This window comes from Acinetobacter sp. YH16051 (genome assembly GCF_013417135.1).
GTDB lineage: Bacteria > Pseudomonadota > Gammaproteobacteria > Pseudomonadales > Moraxellaceae > Acinetobacter > Acinetobacter towneri.
On the sequence record NZ_VPEN01000002.1, the window covers coordinates 40,461 to 58,235 of the forward strand.

Genomic DNA, 17,775 nt, shown 5'->3' on the forward strand with positions numbered 1-17,775 from the left:
ACAGATAGACATACCTGTCAGTCATCAATAGAGATAGAGAGAAATCACATGAATATTGCACAACAGCAATTCAAACATTCCCCACAACAAATTAAAGATCGTTTGGTGGAACACGGTTGGGTTTTACTTAGAAATGAACATTATGATGTGAATGCGTTTAGTGGGCTGATGAGCAATATTTGCCAAAAGCTGACCTATGACCCTGCACGTGAAAATGTGACCCGACAATCGCAAAAAGTAGATGCAGGTACGCAGGCAATGGGACTGCATATAGAAAATGGTTCAACCCCAATGCCGCCTGATATTATTTTTTTTTAGTGAAAAAAGTGCTTCGCGTGGTTCGCAGACCACCTTATGTGATGGACATGAGGTATGGAAAAAACTGCCTGATACACTGAAACAGAAATTTGCTGAACCGATGACCATCAGCCGTTACTTACCTAAAGTAATGTGGCAAAAGTATGTGGCAACTGCACTCAATATTGCCGATGCTGCACAGGTCGGGCAGCGGGAACTCGCTCATTTTATTGCGATGATTCCTAGACAACGGATTCGCCCTGCGCATGATGAAGGCGTACAGTACGATTTAAGCATGCCGATGATTCGCCATGACAATTTAAAAGCTGTGCCTGCCTTTGCCAACACCTTGTTGGGGCCTTCTTATAATTACGAAAAGCCGCGTTTTTACTTTGCCGATGGCAGCGAAATCCAAGCGGAATTATTGGAAGAGTTGGCAGAGCGATGCGAGCGTGAAACCTCAGAAATTGACTGGCAAGATGGTGATGTGGTGCTCATTGATAACAAGCGCTTTATGCATGGCAGACGTGAAATATTGGTGCCATTAGAAGATCGTAAACTCTATATTTGTATGGGCTTGGGACTGAATCCTGCATTTTTATAATTGAGTTGTATCGAATATCTTAAAATTGAGAGTATCTTTTATGTCAAATTTAACTGCGGTGATTTTCGGGGCAACAGGCGGGATTGGTCATGCGATTGCGCATCATTTTGCTGAAAAAGGCTTAAACTTAATTTTGGTTGGGCGTAAGCAAGACACCTTGCAACAACTAGAGCAAAGTCTGGCGCAGCAGTATCCTCAGTTGCAATTACACAGTCTGCGTTGTGATTTAATTGATGCCAGCAGTCGTCATGATTTTATTCAGGCACTTGCCGCATTAAAACAGCCGATTCATTACTATATTAACAATGCAGGCATGAATGATTTTCGTCTGTTTGCGCAGCAATCACAGGATACCATTGAGCAAATGATGTTGGTCAATGTGGCTTATCCGCTGCAACTGATTCAGGATGTGATTCCATATATGTCGGACAGTCAGCCGAGTCAGATCATCAATATTGGCTCGACTTTTGGCAGCATCGGCTATCCTGGCTATGTGAGTTATTGCGCCAGTAAGTTTGCCTTGCGTGGTGCAACTGAAGCGTTGGCGCGAGAGTATTGTCAGACTGCCATTCGTTTTAGATATTTCTCCCCACGCGCGACCAATACCAGTATGAACAATCCCGATGTGATTGAAATGAATATCAAAATGGGTACAAAAGTGGATTCACCTGAATTTGTGGCACAAGAACTGTATCAATTTTTACAAACAGACCGTCAATCCTATCAGGTCGGTTATCCTGAAAAAGTCTTTGTCAAACTGAATCAGTTGATGCCTAGCCGAGTCGCAGCTGCCATTCAAAAAGATTTAGACACCATTTATGAATATGCAGATCAAAGCAAAGCGTCCTTTATTCAGCAAACTTCCGCCTCATAAATGATATTTTTTTCGATAACGCCATAAGGTGGTTCGGCTAATGCCCAAGGCTTGTGCCACCAATTCAGTTTGCCCCTGATATTTTTCCAGTAAATCCTGCAGTGTGTCTTTATCTACTTTATTGTTGGTTTTGATGGGCAGCTCAATAGGTTGTGGCGTTGGGGTAGCTGTGGCGAGTTTCAAACTAGCATGCACAATTTCATCGGGTAAATCGTGTTGATCAATTTCCGTTTTACCTGCTGACATGGTCAATGCATACAGCAAGGTATTCTTTAATTCACGCACGTTGCCCGGCCAGTCGTAATTGATTAATACCTTCAGTGCTTGCTCGGTCAAATGTGGCGTGACCTGAAACTGGGCTTGTTGTTGCAAAATAAATGCTGCAATTTTAGGGATATCTTGTTTACGTTCACGTAGTGGTGGCACAAAAATTGGAATCACCCGTAAACGATAAAGTAAATCTTGGCGAAATCTGCCTAAACGCGCTTCTTCACGTAAAGCGCGATGGGTTGCGGTAATAATTCTGACATTCGATTTAATCGCTTTTTCACCGCCCAAAGGGGTGAATTCGCCCGTTTCTAATACTCGCAATAATTTGGCTTGCAGTTCCAGTGGAATTTCTGCAATTTCATCTAAAAATAAAGTACCACCTGCAGCACGTTCAAACACACCTTTATGCTCACGAATTGCCCCTGTAAATGCACCTTTCACATGCCCAAACAATTCACTTTCTAAAATATTGGCATTTAAAGCCGCGCAGTTAATCGCAATAAAGACTTGTGCATGCCGTTGGCTGCGTGCATGTACTGCTTGCGCCACCAACTCTTTACCACTACCAGATTCACCACGCACCAAAACAGGAAACTCAGTAATCGCTACCCGTTCAATAATGGAATACATATGCTGCATTTGTGGCGAATCACTATGGAAAAACTCCGCCAAACTATTTTGTGCTTGGGCAGATGGGGTGAGTGTTTGTGATGACACTGTTGCAACGCTAGGCTGCAGAAAGAATAAACATCCTGTGAAATCGGCTGTATGGACACGAATATTCAGGCTGTGGTAGTGCCATGCCTTAGCACTATTCGGGAGTTGTAGCAGACCTGTCTGTGGTTGTGATGCTGATTGTGATTGTAGTTTTAATTTCAACAATTGGGTTTTTAATGTTTTACCCGTAGCTGCAGAAACAGAAGCGTCTTGTGCATATTCATAAATCCATGTTTGAGCAATGTCGTCATAAACATAGAGCAAACTGTCTGGACAAAGTTGTTGTAAATGAAACAAAAAGCTTTCAAGACTGGCTTGTTGTTCAAAGTCATGTATCGCATTCATAATGTTTCATCTTTTGTTTCATTGGTGATTCAATTGAAACATAAAATGCAACAGATGTGAAACATGGAGGATGATCTAAATTAAACAATATCTCTTAATATATTGTATTTTATTAATATATTTAAAAGAGATTAAGTTGGCACTATATTTGCAAAATTAAGAATAACAAAATATAAAACTCAGTATCTATCTCATGATCTTTCATCAATTTTTTGAAGCTGACAGCTCGACCTATACTTACTTATTGGCATCTGAACAAACCCGTGAAGCGGTGCTGATTGACCCTGTAATTTCAGAGGTTGAGCAATATGCTGCTTTTCTAGAACAGCATGATTTGCAATTGGTGTATAGCTTAGATACGCACGTACACGCTGACCATATTACTGCTGCCAACGAACTCAGAACACGTTTTGGTTGTAAAACTGTATTACATCGTAATTCAGGTGTGGTGTGTGGCGATATTTTCATTACCGATGGCAGCGCCATTCGTGCGGGTGAATTATTGATTGAAGCACGTTATACCCCGGGTCATACCAACGCCTGTACCAGCTATGTGGTCAATGGCATGGTATTCACTGGCGATGCGTTGTTAATTGATGGTTGTGGTCGTACTGACTTTCAGGAAGGCAACCCAGCGACTTTATATGACAGCATTCATCTACAAATTTTTAGCTTACCTGATGACACTTTGGTGTACCCAGGGCATGACTACAAAGGGCGTGTGTCTTCTACCGTTGGGCAGGAAAAACGCAATAACTCGCGTTTAGGACAAGGGCGCACCAAAGCGGAATTTATTACCCTCATGCAGAATTTAAACCTGCCTTATCCAAAACATATTGATGTGGCTTTGCCTGCCAACAAAGTTTGTGGCAAGTGATGTTTGCACAGCACAACATAGTGATGGAATAGGGGGAAATACGCATGTGGATGTTAATCCTAGAAGGCTTGGCGATTGGTACTTTGCTGGGTTTAACTGGGGCAGGGGGCGGTATTCTTGCCGTTCCTGCACTTATGGCAAGTCAGGGCTGGACTGTGGCGCAGGCTGCACCTGTCGGTTTATTGGCAGTCACTTTGGCGGCTTTGGTTGGCACAGTTGAAGGCTTGTTCAAACGTATTGTACGTTATCGTGCTGCATTGTGGATTGCCCTAATCAGTATTCCATCTGCACGTTATGGGGTGCATTTGGCAGGTATTGTGCCGCCCATGTGGTTAACACTGGCGTTCAGTCTGGTCATGTTTATTGTGGCGTATCGTATTTTCTTTAATAAGGTCAACGACCAAACTAATCCACCGTGTAAGGTAAACCAAAACACAGGACGCTTAATTTGGAATGTTAAAACGGCGTCTTTGCTTGGTGGAGTGGGTGTAATTGCAGGCTTGCTGACGGGTTTGTTGGGTGTGGGCGGTGGTTTTATTATTGTGCCGTTATTGCGTAAATTTACCGATTTGGATATGCGCAGTATCGTCGCAACCTCTTTGATGATTATTTTCCTGATTGGTGGCGTGAGTATTTCAGCACACGTTTTAGATGGCTTTCAGTACCCAATGGCAGTCACCATCACCTTTGTTCTGGCATGTATTGTCGGGATGTTACTTGGACGTACTTTGGTACATCGCATGAATAGCAATACTGTACAAAAGGTATTTGCTACGACAGTTATTGGTGTTGCGTTCTACCTCATTTATACAGCGATTATGGCTTAAGTCTGATATTTGGATACTAGGTTTTTACTTTGAACTGCAGTATTGTGAATAGGTAACGTATTGTTAAGTGTAAGAAAAAGCACTAGACCTAGACCAAATTAAAGATTAGCTTAGTTGTATAAGATGACAAGGAGCCAAGAATGAAAAAACATTTATTTTGTGTGGGTGTAGAGTTCCGTAAAGCATCCGATGAAACAGGCTCTTATGCGTATTTGACCGCATATTTAGGCGCAGATGACTTACATGAAGCGATTGATCGCGTTCAGAAACAACTGGAGCAAGAAGGCAATAAAGTATTATTTGTGCGTGGTTGCTGGGTTGTCGATGCCGATTGTGATGATGGTTTCTGCCCAACCGAAGAAAGTAATGCTGCCTCTAAAGCAGACCTGCTGTTCAGTGATGAAATCTATTATGGCAAATTGCAGCAATGGTCTATCAACAATGGCTATGAATACTGAGTAAAATGTTGGCTGAATAAGATGCCGATGGGTTCAGTTTACTGACCTGTGAATATTTAAAAAACCGCGTTTGAATGATTTAAGCGCGGTTTTTTTATTCTTCATCAACCAAATGAACAAGTACATATTTTTCAAACCAGATCGGAAACTCTCCTTTAAAATCTGGATTAATGATCAATGTATCTCCGTTAGTCACTTCACAGATATAAGAAGCCATATTCTTGGTCGCATTACTTGAGTTATCAAATAAATACGCTCGGTCAGATACTTCAATCGCATCAATCAACATGTGCATAGTGCGGAAATAGCGTTCACGGATTTTAATTTCTTCGACTGGATGACCACCATTTTTCACACGTTGTTTAACTCGGTCCACATTAATATCAGGGTCCTCAGTCGTCACAAAGTATAAATAGGTACGATAGCCTTGCGTTTTAGCATCTCGCAAAAACTCGATTTTACTCTCATGAGACATTACGGTTTCAAATGTAAATCCAACCTTAAGCGTAAGTAACTCTTTACGGATGACATCAAGAATTCGGGCTGCGAGGTAGGAATCAATCGTGTTCCCGCTTAAGTCGATTAAGCTTCCATCAATCACAGGATCTACTGAGAGGAGAGGACTTTTGCTTAGAGTACCATCTGCATTTTTTAGTGGTCGACTTGCTTGAGTAAGATAATCAACCAATATGTTTGCATTAATGCGTATATCAAATTGACTTAGATCAAGAATGGGTGTGGCTTTAAGATCGCGCTCAAGGTTGTCAGCATTCAAAAACAATTTAGATAAACGGCTATCTAAACCATTAATCATCGTACTTTTGCCCGATCCATTTGGACCCGCAAACATTCTGATTCGAGGTGTTTTTGGCAACATAAATTATTCTGCAGTAGCCTCTATGTTACGTTTTCTAATTTTAAAGGTTCTGCGACCATTAAACTGGCGGGCTAGATCAGGGTTCCGACCAGATAACTGTTTGATTAAAACTGGTTTGCCATTCGGGGTTTTGCTGACTAAGGCATCATTTTCCACATAAAGTACTCGATCACTGTGAGCTACTGCAATGAAGCGTTCACGCAAAACGTCAGCTGCAGCTGTAGCGATTTCACTTTCATTGGTTCGGTTTCTAGTTGACATATCTAAAACCTCTAGGTGATTAAGTTTCATGGTTAGCGCGTCAATTCTTGGATTAAGAATAAATTGCTCTATTTAATCAATATATGCGTATTTTGATTAAATTCCAAGAACAGTATGAAGCTAGTAAGTATTATATTTTTGCATTTCTGATGCTATCAGAATACCACATCAACCGTTTTTTAGCATTGTGTCGCATGTAACTTGAAATGCAGATATTTTATTGCTTTTGATATTGAGCTAAAACATCAGTTTCCAGCGCTGAAAACTTTAGAGCCTACTTAAAAGGACGTCCTTCGCCTTGTTCTTCATAAGTCACACCATCTCGAATGTGGTACAAGCGTTTAAAGGTAGGGATGATTTTATCGTCATGTGTGACTACAATAATTGCAGTTTGAAATTTTTCTGCCATTTCGTGTAATAAGCGAATCACGGTCATCGCGCGTACACTATCCAATGGTGCAGTGGGTTCATCGGCTAAAATCACAGGCGGTTGATTAATCAAACCACGTGCAATGGCGACACGCTGTTGTTCACCACCAGACAATTGCCCAGGCATGGCATGTACCCGATGCTGCACATCGAGCGCCGTTAAAATTTCCAATGCGCGGGCGCGGGCAATGTCATTGGCTATGCCTGCCAACATTGGCAGCAGCGCTACATTATCCAAAACATTTAAAAAAGGAATTAAGTACGGGGTTTGGAACATAAAACCAATTTTGTCGCGGCGTAAGGCACTTAAGTCTTTGACTAACCAACGTTGATCAAAAATCACCTCATCGCCCAAAGTCATGCGTCCTTCGGTAGGATCAATCACTGCACCTAAACATTTGAGTAAGGTACTTTTGCCCGAACCTGAGGGGCCAATCAGCCCAACTACTTCACCGGGCGCAACCTGCATATTGACATCTTTTAAGGCATAAAAGGCATTGTCACCTTGTCCAAAACGCTTTTTTAAACCTTCAATTAAAATGCCGTGTGTCATGTTATCCCCCAATTGCTTCGGCAGGGTCAATACGCAGTGCCATCCGAATTGCAACCAAACTGGCTAACATGCAAATCAGCATCACCGCAATAAATCCAAAAATAGAATCTTGCGGAACCAATAAGACATATTTCGGGAAATATGGTGCGGCAAAGGTTGAACTGATTTTACCAACAGCAAACCCAATTAATCCAAGCGCGAGTGCTTGTTGCAAGATCATCCAAGCGATTGTGCGATTGCGTGTGCCAATTAATTTTAAGACCGCAATTTCACGAATTTTGTCCATAGTCAGGGTATAAATAATAAATGCCACAATCGCGGCGCTGACCAAGGCCAAAATCACCAAAAACATGGCAATTTGTTTGGCAGATGTGGCAATCATTTTGCTGATTAAAATGTATTCCATCTGCAGGCGGGTATAGACTGTCAGTTGTTGCCAACGCTGAATATGGGCAGCTGTTTCTTCAGCCGAAGCGCCTGCATTTAAACGGACTAAAATGGCGTTTACATAACGGTTGCTGCTTTGTGCATTGAGTACGCTTTCAAGCAAGTCAGGATAAGCAGGGCGATTATAAATCGGGTTTTCTGCAGTTCGTCTACGGTCTTGTAAAATGGCAGCATTGTCCTTTTGGAATTGCGCCTGTTGTGCATCTTTCAGCGGAATAAAAATCATCGGGTCACCACCCGAAGACACCATGCGTCGGGTTAAACCCACCACGGTAAAGGTGTTACGACGGATTTTAATACGATCACCCAACTTTAATCCCGTACTAATGTCGGCTACAGCTTCATAGTGTCCACGAGTCAATTGACGTCCTGCCAACAAGTGTGGTGGCCACCCCAAGTTATTCCACGCATGTTCACCTGTTTGAATCCCGACCACCATCGAGCGAATATCTTTGTCTTGATGATGCACTTGCATGGTCAAATAAGTAATATTTGAAGCATGCGCCACCCCAGGCATATTCATCACACTACGATATAAATCATCACGTACACTTGAAGGTTCTGCATAAGGACCAAGCGTATCTTGCTGTACAACCCATAGGTCAGCACCACTGTTATTCAGCAGGGCTTTGGCATCATCTACCATGCCGCGATACACACCAGCCATAATTAAGGTCACACCAATCAGCAAGCCGAGTCCAAAGCCAGTAAATACAAATTTACCCCATGAATGGAAAATATCACGACCTGCTAGACTAATCATTTAGCTGCTCCTGCAAGTTGCTTCACAACCCGTAAACGGTTTTTGGCATGCAGTGGTTTTTCGCTATACAGTACCACTTGATCATTTTCAGATAAGCCTGCGAGCACTTGCACATCGCCCGCTAAATTTGAACGTCCCAATTGAACTTCAACAAATTGTGGTTTTTCTGCTGCAACTTCCCACACCCCCACTTGGTTATCGATACGGTGAACTGCCGCATTGGGAATGGTTAAACTGCGTGCCAATGGTGCGAGGCTGATGGTGACTTCTGCTAACTCACCCAAAGGCGGAAGAGGCGTTGGTGGTTGATTAAAAACCACCTTGGCTAAAATTTCTTCGGTAATGGCATCGGCACGGGGTTCTACCCATAACACATGACCTGCCAAAGCATTATTTTGCCGTGAACGTAAATGAATTTGAGCAGGTAAACCTGCAGCTAAACCAATCGCACTGGATTGATCGAAACGGGCATTCATCCAAATGGAGTTAGGATCGACAATTTCTAGTACTGTTTGACCTGCCACGACTGTTGAACCCGGTTCTGCATAACGTGCAGTGACGACACCTGCGGCTGTGGCCACTAAATTTAAATTATCGCGCTGTGCTTGTAAGGTGTTTAAGTCTGCGCGTGCTTTATTGAGTTCTTGTTGCATCGCGCTGAGTGCCGCCGTTGCCAAATCGAGCTCTTGTTGTTTAATGGCTAAAGATTCTTGGCTGGTGGCATTGATTTTGGCCAGTTGTTGATAACGCTTGACTTGTTGCTGCGCAAAATTTTGACGGATTTGAGTGTCTTGTTGCTGAGCGGTAATTTTTTGGATTATCGCACGTTGAGCCAATAAACGATCTTCCAAATCGACAGGATCCATTTCGCCTAACAGTTGTCCTGCTTGTACGTTATCGCCAATATCTACTTTTAAGTTTTTTAAGCGACCTGCTGCAGTTGGGCCAATTTTATAGTTATAACGCGCTTCAACGGTAGCTATGCCAAACAGGCTAGGTTGAATGGATTGATATTTGGCTTGCGTGAGGGTGACGTTGACAGGGGCAAATGGGCCTGTGCGTAAGACTACGTAAATTAACAATAAAACCAAAGCTACAATGACCACAATCACGGAAATCGTTCGCTTGCCTAAGGGAAATACCTGCATGTGTACTCCGCATAATTTTTTATCAATTAAGGAGAATATAATCTATTTTGTTATTGTGCGGGAGAGTTATTCGGTTTGGGGGATGAAAGCGAAAAATGTTTGGAGATGAATAAACCGTCCAATAAAAAGGCTTAAATCCTAAAAGTGGATTTGAACCTGTATTGTGCAAAAGTGAGCAATCCTGATCATTTTTCGTGAAGTTTTACCTCAATTTGATAGTCGTCTTGGGTCACTTTAATTTTATGGTCTTTATATTTACGTTTGCTTGGCGAGAGTGCAGAGCTAGTCACTGCCTTATGGAAATCACTATCTGACATGAAAAAATAATAAGCCTTATAGCCCAATAATATTTTCTCAATTTTATTGCCTTTAGTCTGAGCATCACTGATCAATGAATTTAGATACTTTAAGCTGATGTTTGCTGACATTCCTGAACCTTAAAATATAAAGTTGAAATTTCTAAGAATTTATAAGCAACAAACATTACAAATTTATGACAAGGGTTGTTTGAGAGATGTACTTCGCTTCAGGTCATTATAGATCTAAAAGTTGTGGGTCAAATTGACGCAATTTTGACCCAATTTATTCAAATTTGGGTCAATTTGTTCTGGATAGCATTGGACGCAAAACCCATAGAAAAAGCCTTAAACACTGATGTTTAAGGCTTTTTTAGTCATATTTAGTTATGTAACTTCATATGAATTTAAGAATTTGGTGGAGATGGCGGGAGTTGAACCCGCGTCCGCCAACACTACACTCGAGAATACTACATGCTTAGATATCGTCTATTGTTTTAACACTCTAAGACCCGACGAACAGGGTTTAAAGTGCGATCCTCTAAGTTTGGTATAAAGTCCCGAGGCTCAACTCTATACGGACTTGTGTGCGTGCGCTTCAGTCGGGTTCACTGACCACAAGTATTCAGTGAAGCGGACAAGCGGCCCTTAGGCAGCTAGAGCGTAAGATTCGTCGTTTGCGACTATTTTAATGCAAATTTGATTTACGAGAGAAAATGCGCTCTCGGCATGCATCTATGAGCTTCATCATCAGCGTCGAAGCCAATAACATCCCCATATCACAGCGCAATCATAGCATAGCTGGCAAAAATTACGATGTATTTTCTGCACAATTACACATTTCGATGCGCTTAGTTACATAATTGCGCTAATATTTTATTTTTCAAGTCAAACACAATAAAAAATATGAGTTATTTACTGGCACTCGATCAAGGCACAACTTCTAGTCGCGCCATCATCTTCAATGAACACGGACAAGTTCAGGCAACGGCACAACGAGAAACCCATATTCAGACCCCACATTCAGGTTGGGTGGAACAAGATGCCCAAGAAATCTGGTCAAATCAAATTGCTGTGGTGCAACAGGCTCTGGCGACTGCAGGTATTTTGGCTAAAGACATTTGCGCAATTGGTGTGACCAATCAACGTGAAACCACAGTGGTGTGGGATAAACGCACAGGCAAACCATTAGCGCCTGCAATAATTTGGCAAGATCGTCGTGCGGCTGATTGGTGTCATCACTTGATTCAAAATAATCAGATGCAATTGATTCAGGAAAAAACAGGTCTGCGTATAGATCCGTATTTTAGTGCAGGCAAACTGGTGTGGTTGCTTGAGCATGTCGATGGATTAAAAGCATTGGCACAGCAGGGGCATGTGGCTTTTGGCACCATCGACAGTTGGTTAATCTGGAATTTGACCCAAGGCGCAGAGCATGTCATTGAAGCGAGTAATGCTTCAAGAACGATGTTGATGAATTTACATCACCAAACTTGGGATGAAGAATTGCTGGAATTATTTCAAATTCCCGCATCAGTTTTACCTAAAATTATTGCATCCGACAGCTATATTGCAGATACCGCAACGGGTTTATTGGGGGCGAATATCCCAATTACAGGTATTTTAGGCGATCAGCAGGCGGCGTTGTTTGGGCAATCGTGCTTTGAAGTTGGTACAGCAAAAAATACCTACGGCACAGGCTGTTTTATGTTGTTTAATACAGGCAATCAGGTGCAATTTAGCCAAAATAAGTTACTCACTACTTTGGCGTGGCAATGTCAAAATCAAACCCATTTTGCCCTTGAAGGCAGTGTTTTTATGGCAGGTGCTGTAGTGCAATGGCTGCGCGATGGTTTGGGTATTATCCAAAAAAGCAGCGATGTGGAACAACTTGCCAATAGTGTAACTTCTAGCGATGGTGTAGTGCTAGTTCCTGCATTTACAGGGCTTGGTGCGCCACATTGGGACAGTGAAGCGCGAGCGCTTTTATGTGGAATGTCACGTGGCACCAACAAGGCACATATTGCCCGTGCTGCCTTGGAATCCATTGCATTTCAGGTGTCGGATGTACTCACTGCGATGCAATCCGATTTAGATCATCCACTGAAAGAGCTTCGAGTCGATGGTGGTGCTAGTCAAAATGATATGTTGATGCAATTCCAAGCCGATATTTTAAATGTGCCTGTGTTACGTCCTAAAATGTTGGAATCAACCGCTTGGGGAGCAGCAGCTATGGCAGGTTTAAAGGCGGGTGTATTTTCTGACTTATCTGAAATTTCAGCATCTTGGCAGTTAGATCGGGTATTTGAACCCCAAATGAATGAAGCAGAGCGTGCAGAACATTTAGCGCGTTGGCAACAAGCCTTAAAACGTGCTAAGTCAGACTTATAATCAGCGCTATTTCTAAAATAACGCTAAGTTGAAATAAATCTTTAAACCACAAGCCTCATCAGCAAAACTTTTGAGGCTTGTAGCTGTTTTTTCGTTACTTTGATCTTTTAGATTACGCCTTACATTGCCTCACGTTGAGCTTCATCTTCTAGATAACTTTCCAGAGAATCATCTAGTGCATAAAGCCATGGTGTGTGATGCGGTTTAGCCATTTTTCCTGTCATCACTGAGCGATAAACTTTATCTCTAAAGCCCATAATATTTTCTTTTTTATGCTTTTTCCATTGCATGAAAATATCGTGTACTGCATCAATATTGAAAGATGGATAGTCGGTCTGCGCAATCAGGCGTTTGATGTAATCCCCTTGGAAACGTGCAGATTGTTCATCGCTGATTAAGCGTTGTTCTTTTTCATGCAAGGTTTGGGTATGGCTTTGCATTTCATCTGTACTTGGCAATGCAATTTTGCCTAAAATCACATCGCGGACAAACCATGCCTGCGCATCGAACATATTGAAGGTGTACCATTGATCTTGCATGCCTAAATAGAACAAACGAGGATTCTTTTCCCAAACCACACCTTGATATAAACCTAGTGGATAAAGGCAGTTATGCGTTCTGAGGCGCAAGCCATCTTCAATAAACGGGAAGTGGTGTAAATAGCCCGTACATAAAATAATGGCATCAATTTTGGCCGATGTTCCATCACCAAAATAAGCAGTATTTTCATCTACACGCAATAACTGTGGCTTTTCAGACCAGTTTTTAGGCCATTTAAAGCCCATGGCTTTGCTACGATAGCAACTGAAAATTTGCTTGGCGCCGTATTTATAACATTGTGAACCAATGTCTTCGGCAGAGTAGCTGCTGCCGACCAATAATACAGATTTGCCTTTAAATTCCAGCGCATCACGGAAGTCGTGTGCGTGCAAAATGCGACCATGGAATTGATCAAAGCCTTCATAAACAGGAACGCGTGGGGTAGAGAAGTGTCCAGATGCAACAACAACATAATCAAATTGTTCTGAATAATGCTGTTGTTGTGCATAATCTTCAACATCTACCGTGAATTTTTGTGTTGTTTCATCATAGGCAATGTGCTGAACGGCACTATTGAAACGGACTAAATCTTTGACCTGTGCTTTTTCTGCACGACCTTTGATGTAATCCCACAGTACTGCACGTGGCGGATATGAAGCGATTGGTTTTTTGAAATGTTCATCAAAAGTATAATCGGCAAATTCTAGCGCTTCTTTAGGGCCATTTGACCATAAATAACGGTACATGCTGCCGTGGACAGGTTCACCATGTTCATCTATACCTGTGCGCCAAGTATAGTTCCAGAGTCCACCCCAATCATTTTGTTTTTCGAAACATACAATTTCAGGAACTTGTAGACCTTTGGCCTTTGCTGACTGAAACGCTCTTAATTGGGCCATGCCGCTTGGGCCAGCGCCAATAATTGCAATTCGATCCATTGCTATCTCCATTAGTTTTTGAGTTCTTAATTACTTCTCCAATTTTGAGTGACACAATTCAGGATTTTAAATATCCGCATTATAAAAATAAGCAAATACAATCCTAAATTTAGAGATCAAGTAGATCTTGTCAAAATAGGATGTGAATTAAAAAAATAGAAAAAATAAAACACACTAAAGACAGTAAAAATTGCTTAAGCAACTCATCTTTATAAAAAAATGTGTTTTACAAGAAGCATGATCTTATCATAATTTTTGATTAATTTTGGTTTTGCTTAGTTGTAAAAGTGAATTTAAAGTCATTGCTGTTGTTGTTTTGGTTTGATCAATTGGTATATTTTATTGATTTTTATAGAGAAAATAAGATGAAAATTTAAAGCTAATTTTTATCTCATTTTGCCCAATATAAAGGTGATTTTGATGAGATTGTTGCAAAATCTACAATGATATACAGAGGATTGAAAACTGAATCTTAGGCAACATTTTCAGAGAGCCATACCCGAAGTGGACTTCTGAAAAATTAAAAGGATGCTGTGATTGATAGGTGTAATGAAAGTTTAGTTTTTATAAGCCATGAAAGCAGTAGCGTATTTATCAAGCTTTATCTAATGATTGAATGTGCTTTGCGTACATTCAATCATTAAAGTTTGTGGCGACTCAGTAATTAAAGTTTACGCCACACCTTATTTTCATCTTCTAAAGAGACAGTAAAGTTAAATTCGTCGTCTACGGTAACCAAGTAGGAGTTAGGATTAACCAATAAAACTTTTAAAATTGTACCTTGCTCGAATTCAATTGGTGCGCAGTTTTCTTTACGTAGAACAATAGGTTCAAGTAGCTCAATAGCAATGTTTTCTGTTGGAGATTCCATACCGCACCCTAAATGAGTTATTTTTAATCAACTGTATTATATAGTAAATTGATGAATAATCTACACAAAATCGTAAATTTGTGTCGGGTTTAAATATTTTGTACTTGAATTGTTGGTCAAAAAATCGCAATAAATTTGCCCAATACTTCATAATTTGACATTTTAAAAATATAAGAAATTGAAATTTGATGTAATTTCTTAGATGAATGGCAAATGAACAGCGCAGTAAAATATAGCCGATTGATGAAATTTACAGTTTTCAGTATAAAAATAAAATTATTGCTGAAAAAACAGCGTATAAAGTATAAAAGTTAAAGTATCCATTCACGCTTTTTTAAGTGGTGAAGGCACTGGGTTTTACATTCCAATTTAAAAAATAAAGGCTTTTTGTCTGCATGTTTAAGTCATTTTTTCCAAATCCAAAGTGGTTTTTTATTTCATTGCTTGTTTGGTTCGCGATCAATCTGGCTTTATGGTACTCGGGCGGTAGCGCATGGGGTAGTTGGATTGGCTTCCCGCAAGGCTATGCCGAAGCAACATTACCCATCGATGTCAGCCGTTTTTGGTCACCTGCATTTTTATGGTTTTATCTGTGGTTTTTTGTGGCAACGACGCTGTTTGCCATTTTCTGGAAACTTAAAGCAAATCACCCATGGCAGCGCTGGTCGGTATGGGGATCGGCATTCATCCTGTTTAATATTTGGTTTGGGGTACAAGTCAATGTTGTGGTGAATGCCTGGTACAACCCATTTTATGACCTGATTCAAAAAATGCTCAGTAGTGGCGGTGGAGATGTCAATGAACTCTATGCAGGTGTGCTGACCTTTTTATACATCGCCATGGTGGCAGTGACCTTAATGGTTTTGAATTTATTTTTTGTTAGTCACTATGTTTTTCGTTGGCGTACGGCAATGAATAATTATTACACCGCACATTGGGAAAAACTCAGACATATTGAAGGGGCTTCACAGCGTATTCAAGAAGATACCATGCGCTTTGCCAGAACCATGGAAACTTTAGGGGTAAATTTAGTCGAAGCCCTAATGACTTTGTTGGCATTTTTACCTGTGCTGTTTAGTTTGTCTGTGCATGTCAAAGCCCTGCCTATAGTGGGGGAAATTTCGTATGCCTTAGTTTGGGCTGCAGTGGGTTGGGCAGTATTTGGTACAGTGGTGTTAATTGTGGTGGGTGCGAAGTTACCAGGTCTGGAATTTAATAACCAAAAAGTTGAGGCGGCTTATCGTAAAGAATTGGTTTATGGTGAAGATCACGCTGAACGTGCTGATCCGCTGAGTTTAAAAGAACTGTTTAGCAAAGTGCGTTTGAACTATTTCCGTTTATATTTCCACTATGCCTATTTTAACTTGGTACGCATTTGGTACATGCAATTGGACAATATTTATGGTTTATTTGTGTTGTTCCCAAGTATTGCCGCAGGGGCTATTACATTGGGTTTGATGATGCAAATTGCCAACGTATTTGGCAAAGTCCGTGAATCTTTTCAGTATCTGATTGCATCTTGGCCAACCATTATTGAGCTCTTGTCTATTCATAAGCGTTTAAAAGCATTTGAATCGACCTTGGATCAATAGTTTTGATGGCGACATTCATAAGTGTTGTGGATGTCGCGTTCGCATGTTTAGAGTGGTGACTGCCAAATATAAATTGATCTGAACAGTTGTATAAAAATAATACTGGTGCTAGTGTTCAAAATCATAAAAAACTGTGATGAATTGGATTGTTTTATAAAAATATCAAACGCGATTCAAATAAAACGATGATTATTTAACTATAAAATCAAGGTGTTAGATTTGTTATTTTCCGCTAATTCATATATTTTCATTCCTATAAAAACAATTGAGAATTGAAACGTGACCTGCAAAAAATTACTCTTGATTGGGGGAATTGGCAGCCTATTATTTGGTTGTGCAACAGTTGATCAATTTAGCCCAAATTCGGTGAAGCATTTTGCATCTGCACAAGAACTGATTGTTCAAAAAAACTTAAATCAGCCCAGTGGTGCCGCTAAAGAATATGTCTATTATTGGGGGCCACAGCGCAAAGATCAGCCTGCTGAATCTATGATTCCACGTAAATATATGGGCAGCTATTGTCAGTCACAACATGGACGCTTAACGCTTGCCTATAAAAGCTCAATGAGTTTAGTTAAAAATGCATGGTCTAAAAAATTACTCAATACTTATCGAGATGTAAAACAGGGGATTGGGGCATACCGTTGTGTAGCTAATCAGGGCGAAAGTTGGATTGTGTCTATCGAGCCTGTGGCAGAGCGCCAGTTGGAACAGCGTGGTGAAGCGCGAGTAGTGAGTTTGGTCACTAAAATAATGTCTGAAGATGAAGCACGACGTTTTTACCGCGCGGTTTCTACACCTGCAAAGGCTGCACCTAAAGCAGCTCAAAGTAATCCAAAAACAACAAATGCAACCAAAGTTGCTGAAATGAAAGAAAAACCTGAAGAGAAAAAAGAGCCTGTAGTTGCGCCAGTAAAAACAGCTCCACCACGCGTGGTTGAGACACCACAACAGCAACAGACACGTTTATATGTGGCGGCACGTCGTGATTTAAACAGTGGGCGTAATCAAATTAATGCCTGTAATAATGCGCAACGTGCTTATAACTATGGCAAGTTACAGGGCGCAGAGGGTACGCGTATTTATACAGAATCTGGCATGTTGGTGGCACGTTGTTTAACCAGTGTGTCGAGTTATCGCAGTCGTTTTCCAAACGCAGAAGTGCAAGCCAAGCGCATTTTGCAGAATTTAGCCAAAAATTATAATCACGCAGGGGCTAAGAATATGTTGAGAGGCATGAAGTGAGGAGCGCATAATTTCTGATCTGCTCTTCATTTTAAAATTTAAATATTTATCTCTCCCTTGCACCGCAGTGCAGTTTATCACTGGTGTTTGTTTTAAAGACCTTTCCAATATCCAATATTAAATTTTTTTAGGCATTTAATGGGTAATGGGAGCTA

At 41.0% G+C, this 17,775-nt stretch carries 18 protein-coding genes and 1 other RNA gene; 9 read left to right on the top strand and 10 right to left on the bottom strand.

Annotation, left to right across the window (positions count from 1 at the left end; genetic code table 11):
* Nucleotides 1–48 precede the first annotated feature (48 nt).
* Genes FTV41_RS15175 through FTV41_RS02025 form a run of 3 tightly spaced genes read left to right on the top strand, consistent with a single transcriptional unit; the run spans nt 49 to nt 1,775 of the window.
* A complete protein-coding gene (locus FTV41_RS15175; protein WP_257221894.1) occupies nt 49–318 on the top strand; it encodes a hypothetical protein in 270 nt (89 codons plus the stop codon).
* The gene (locus FTV41_RS02020) at nt 278–901 is read left to right on the top strand and encodes a TauD/TfdA family dioxygenase (protein WP_257221896.1); all 624 of its coding nucleotides are present in this window, start codon (nt 278–280) and stop codon (nt 899–901) included. Before FTV41_RS15175 ends, FTV41_RS02020 begins: the two co-directional genes overlap by 41 nt.
* Nucleotides 902–941: 40 nt before the next feature.
* A complete protein-coding gene (locus FTV41_RS02025) occupies nt 942–1,775 on the top strand; it encodes an SDR family oxidoreductase (RefSeq protein WP_096902277.1) in 834 nt (277 codons plus the stop codon).
* Here FTV41_RS02025 and FTV41_RS02030 read toward each other — a convergent pair.
* A complete protein-coding gene (locus FTV41_RS02030) occupies nt 1,770–3,107 on the bottom strand; it encodes a sigma-54-dependent Fis family transcriptional regulator (protein WP_179996023.1) in 1,338 nt (445 codons plus the stop codon). The two genes, FTV41_RS02025 and FTV41_RS02030, sit on opposite strands and share 6 nt — an antisense overlap.
* 193 nt (nt 3,108–3,300) lie before the next feature.
* On the opposite strand from FTV41_RS02030, the gene FTV41_RS02035 reads away from it, so the two are divergent.
* The 3 genes from FTV41_RS02035 to FTV41_RS02045 all read left to right on the top strand — a co-directional run bounded on the left by FTV41_RS02035 (nt 3,301) and on the right by FTV41_RS02045 (nt 5,269).
* Nucleotides 3,301–3,984 (top strand): MBL fold metallo-hydrolase, encoded by a 684-nt coding sequence (locus FTV41_RS02035; protein WP_179989354.1) that lies wholly within the window; start codon nt 3,301–3,303, stop codon nt 3,982–3,984.
* A 44-nt stretch (nt 3,985–4,028) separates the two neighbouring features.
* Nucleotides 4,029–4,811, top strand: coding sequence for a sulfite exporter TauE/SafE family protein (locus FTV41_RS02040; protein ID WP_104852390.1), 783 nt, complete (start codon nt 4,029–4,031; stop codon nt 4,809–4,811).
* 140 nt (nt 4,812–4,951) lie between these two features.
* Nucleotides 4,952–5,269, top strand: coding sequence for a hypothetical protein (locus tag FTV41_RS02045; RefSeq protein WP_104852389.1), 318 nt, complete (start codon nt 4,952–4,954; stop codon nt 5,267–5,269).
* A 94-nt stretch (nt 5,270–5,363) separates the two neighbouring features.
* On the opposite strand, the gene FTV41_RS02050 is transcribed toward FTV41_RS02045, so the two are convergent.
* The 7 genes from FTV41_RS02050 to ssrA all read right to left on the bottom strand — a co-directional run bounded on the left by FTV41_RS02050 (nt 5,364) and on the right by ssrA (nt 10,819).
* Entirely contained in the window at nt 5,364–6,146 is a 783-nt protein-coding gene (locus FTV41_RS02050; RefSeq protein WP_225543583.1) for a hypothetical protein, read from the bottom strand.
* A 3-nt stretch (nt 6,147–6,149) separates the two neighbouring features.
* Entirely contained in the window at nt 6,150–6,407 is a 258-nt protein-coding gene (locus tag FTV41_RS02055; RefSeq protein WP_004975373.1) for a hypothetical protein, read from the bottom strand.
* A 274-nt stretch (nt 6,408–6,681) separates the two neighbouring features.
* Entirely contained in the window at nt 6,682–7,389 is a 708-nt protein-coding gene (locus tag FTV41_RS02060) for an ABC transporter ATP-binding protein (RefSeq protein WP_179996024.1), read from the bottom strand.
* A gap of 1 nt (nt 7,390) precedes the next feature.
* Nucleotides 7,391–8,599 (bottom strand): ABC transporter permease, encoded by a 1,209-nt coding sequence (locus tag FTV41_RS02065; RefSeq protein WP_179996025.1) that lies wholly within the window; start codon nt 8,597–8,599, stop codon nt 7,391–7,393.
* Nucleotides 8,596–9,747: an efflux RND transporter periplasmic adaptor subunit gene (locus FTV41_RS02070; protein ID WP_179996026.1), complete on the bottom strand. Its 1,152-nt coding sequence runs from the start codon at nt 9,745–9,747 to the stop codon at nt 8,596–8,598. Before FTV41_RS02070 ends, FTV41_RS02065 begins: the two co-directional genes overlap by 4 nt.
* A 185-nt stretch (nt 9,748–9,932) precedes the next feature.
* Nucleotides 9,933–10,175 (bottom strand): hypothetical protein, encoded by a 243-nt coding sequence (locus tag FTV41_RS02075; RefSeq protein ID WP_004975383.1) that lies wholly within the window; start codon nt 10,173–10,175, stop codon nt 9,933–9,935.
* 284 nt (nt 10,176–10,459) lie between these two features.
* Nucleotides 10,460–10,819, bottom strand: a transfer-messenger RNA (tmRNA) gene (ssrA, locus tag FTV41_RS02080).
* A gap of 130 nt (nt 10,820–10,949) precedes the next feature.
* Between ssrA and glpK the strand changes: the two genes are divergently transcribed.
* Nucleotides 10,950–12,434: a glycerol kinase GlpK gene (glpK, locus tag FTV41_RS02085; protein WP_179996027.1), complete on the top strand. Its 1,485-nt coding sequence runs from the start codon at nt 10,950–10,952 to the stop codon at nt 12,432–12,434.
* 119 nt (nt 12,435–12,553) lie between these two features.
* Here glpK and FTV41_RS02090 read toward each other — a convergent pair whose 3' ends face one another.
* Both FTV41_RS02090 and FTV41_RS02095 read right to left on the bottom strand, forming a co-directional pair.
* Nucleotides 12,554–13,912, bottom strand: a complete 1,359-nt coding sequence (locus tag FTV41_RS02090) for an NAD(P)-binding domain-containing protein (protein WP_179996028.1) — start codon at nt 13,910–13,912, stop codon at nt 12,554–12,556.
* A 664-nt stretch (nt 13,913–14,576) separates the two neighbouring features.
* Nucleotides 14,577–14,783 (bottom strand): hypothetical protein, encoded by a 207-nt coding sequence (locus FTV41_RS02095; protein WP_004975391.1) that lies wholly within the window; start codon nt 14,781–14,783, stop codon nt 14,577–14,579.
* A gap of 395 nt (nt 14,784–15,178) precedes the next feature.
* Between FTV41_RS02095 and sbmA the strand changes: the two genes are divergently transcribed.
* Entirely contained in the window at nt 15,179–16,375 is a 1,197-nt protein-coding gene (sbmA, locus tag FTV41_RS02100; protein ID WP_179996029.1) for a peptide antibiotic transporter SbmA, read from the top strand.
* 279 nt (nt 16,376–16,654) lie between these two features.
* The gene (locus tag FTV41_RS02105; protein ID WP_179996030.1) at nt 16,655–17,620 is read left to right on the top strand and encodes a hypothetical protein; all 966 of its coding nucleotides are present in this window, start codon (nt 16,655–16,657) and stop codon (nt 17,618–17,620) included.
* The last annotated feature ends 155 nt before the right edge of the window (nt 17,621–17,775 follow it).

What these genes read in the sequence shown, in the direction of transcription:
- FTV41_RS02020 (WP_257221896.1), top strand. Translation starts at nt 278, where the DNA reads ATGGTTCAACCCCAATGCCGCCTGATATTATTTTTTTTTAGTGAAAAA.
- FTV41_RS02045 (WP_104852389.1), top strand. Translation starts at nt 4,952, where the DNA reads ATGAAAAAACATTTATTTTGTGTGGGTGTAGAGTTCCGTAAAGCATCC.
- FTV41_RS02090 (WP_179996028.1), bottom strand. Translation starts at nt 13,912, where the DNA reads ATGGATCGAATTGCAATTATTGGCGCTGGCCCAAGCGGCATGGCCCAA.
- glpK (WP_179996027.1), top strand. Translation starts at nt 10,950, where the DNA reads ATGAGTTATTTACTGGCACTCGATCAAGGCACAACTTCTAGTCGCGCC.
- FTV41_RS02040 (WP_104852390.1), top strand. Translation starts at nt 4,029, where the DNA reads ATGTGGATGTTAATCCTAGAAGGCTTGGCGATTGGTACTTTGCTGGGT.
- FTV41_RS02070 (WP_179996026.1), bottom strand. Translation starts at nt 9,747, where the DNA reads ATGCAGGTATTTCCCTTAGGCAAGCGAACGATTTCCGTGATTGTGGTC.
- FTV41_RS02030 (WP_179996023.1), bottom strand. Translation starts at nt 3,107, where the DNA reads ATGAATGCGATACATGACTTTGAACAACAAGCCAGTCTTGAAAGCTTT.
- FTV41_RS02095 (WP_004975391.1), bottom strand. Translation starts at nt 14,783, where the DNA reads ATGGAATCTCCAACAGAAAACATTGCTATTGAGCTACTTGAACCTATT.
- FTV41_RS02050 (WP_225543583.1), bottom strand. Translation starts at nt 6,146, where the DNA reads ATGTTGCCAAAAACACCTCGAATCAGAATGTTTGCGGGTCCAAATGGA.
- sbmA (WP_179996029.1), top strand. Translation starts at nt 15,179, where the DNA reads ATGTTTAAGTCATTTTTTCCAAATCCAAAGTGGTTTTTTATTTCATTG.
- FTV41_RS02065 (WP_179996025.1), bottom strand. Translation starts at nt 8,599, where the DNA reads ATGATTAGTCTAGCAGGTCGTGATATTTTCCATTCATGGGGTAAATTT.
- FTV41_RS02035 (WP_179989354.1), top strand. Translation starts at nt 3,301, where the DNA reads ATGATCTTTCATCAATTTTTTGAAGCTGACAGCTCGACCTATACTTAC.
- FTV41_RS15175 (WP_257221894.1), top strand. Translation starts at nt 49, where the DNA reads ATGAATATTGCACAACAGCAATTCAAACATTCCCCACAACAAATTAAA.
- FTV41_RS02055 (WP_004975373.1), bottom strand. Translation starts at nt 6,407, where the DNA reads ATGTCAACTAGAAACCGAACCAATGAAAGTGAAATCGCTACAGCTGCA.
- FTV41_RS02075 (WP_004975383.1), bottom strand. Translation starts at nt 10,175, where the DNA reads ATGTCAGCAAACATCAGCTTAAAGTATCTAAATTCATTGATCAGTGAT.
- FTV41_RS02060 (WP_179996024.1), bottom strand. Translation starts at nt 7,389, where the DNA reads ATGACACACGGCATTTTAATTGAAGGTTTAAAAAAGCGTTTTGGACAA.
- FTV41_RS02025 (WP_096902277.1), top strand. Translation starts at nt 942, where the DNA reads ATGTCAAATTTAACTGCGGTGATTTTCGGGGCAACAGGCGGGATTGGT.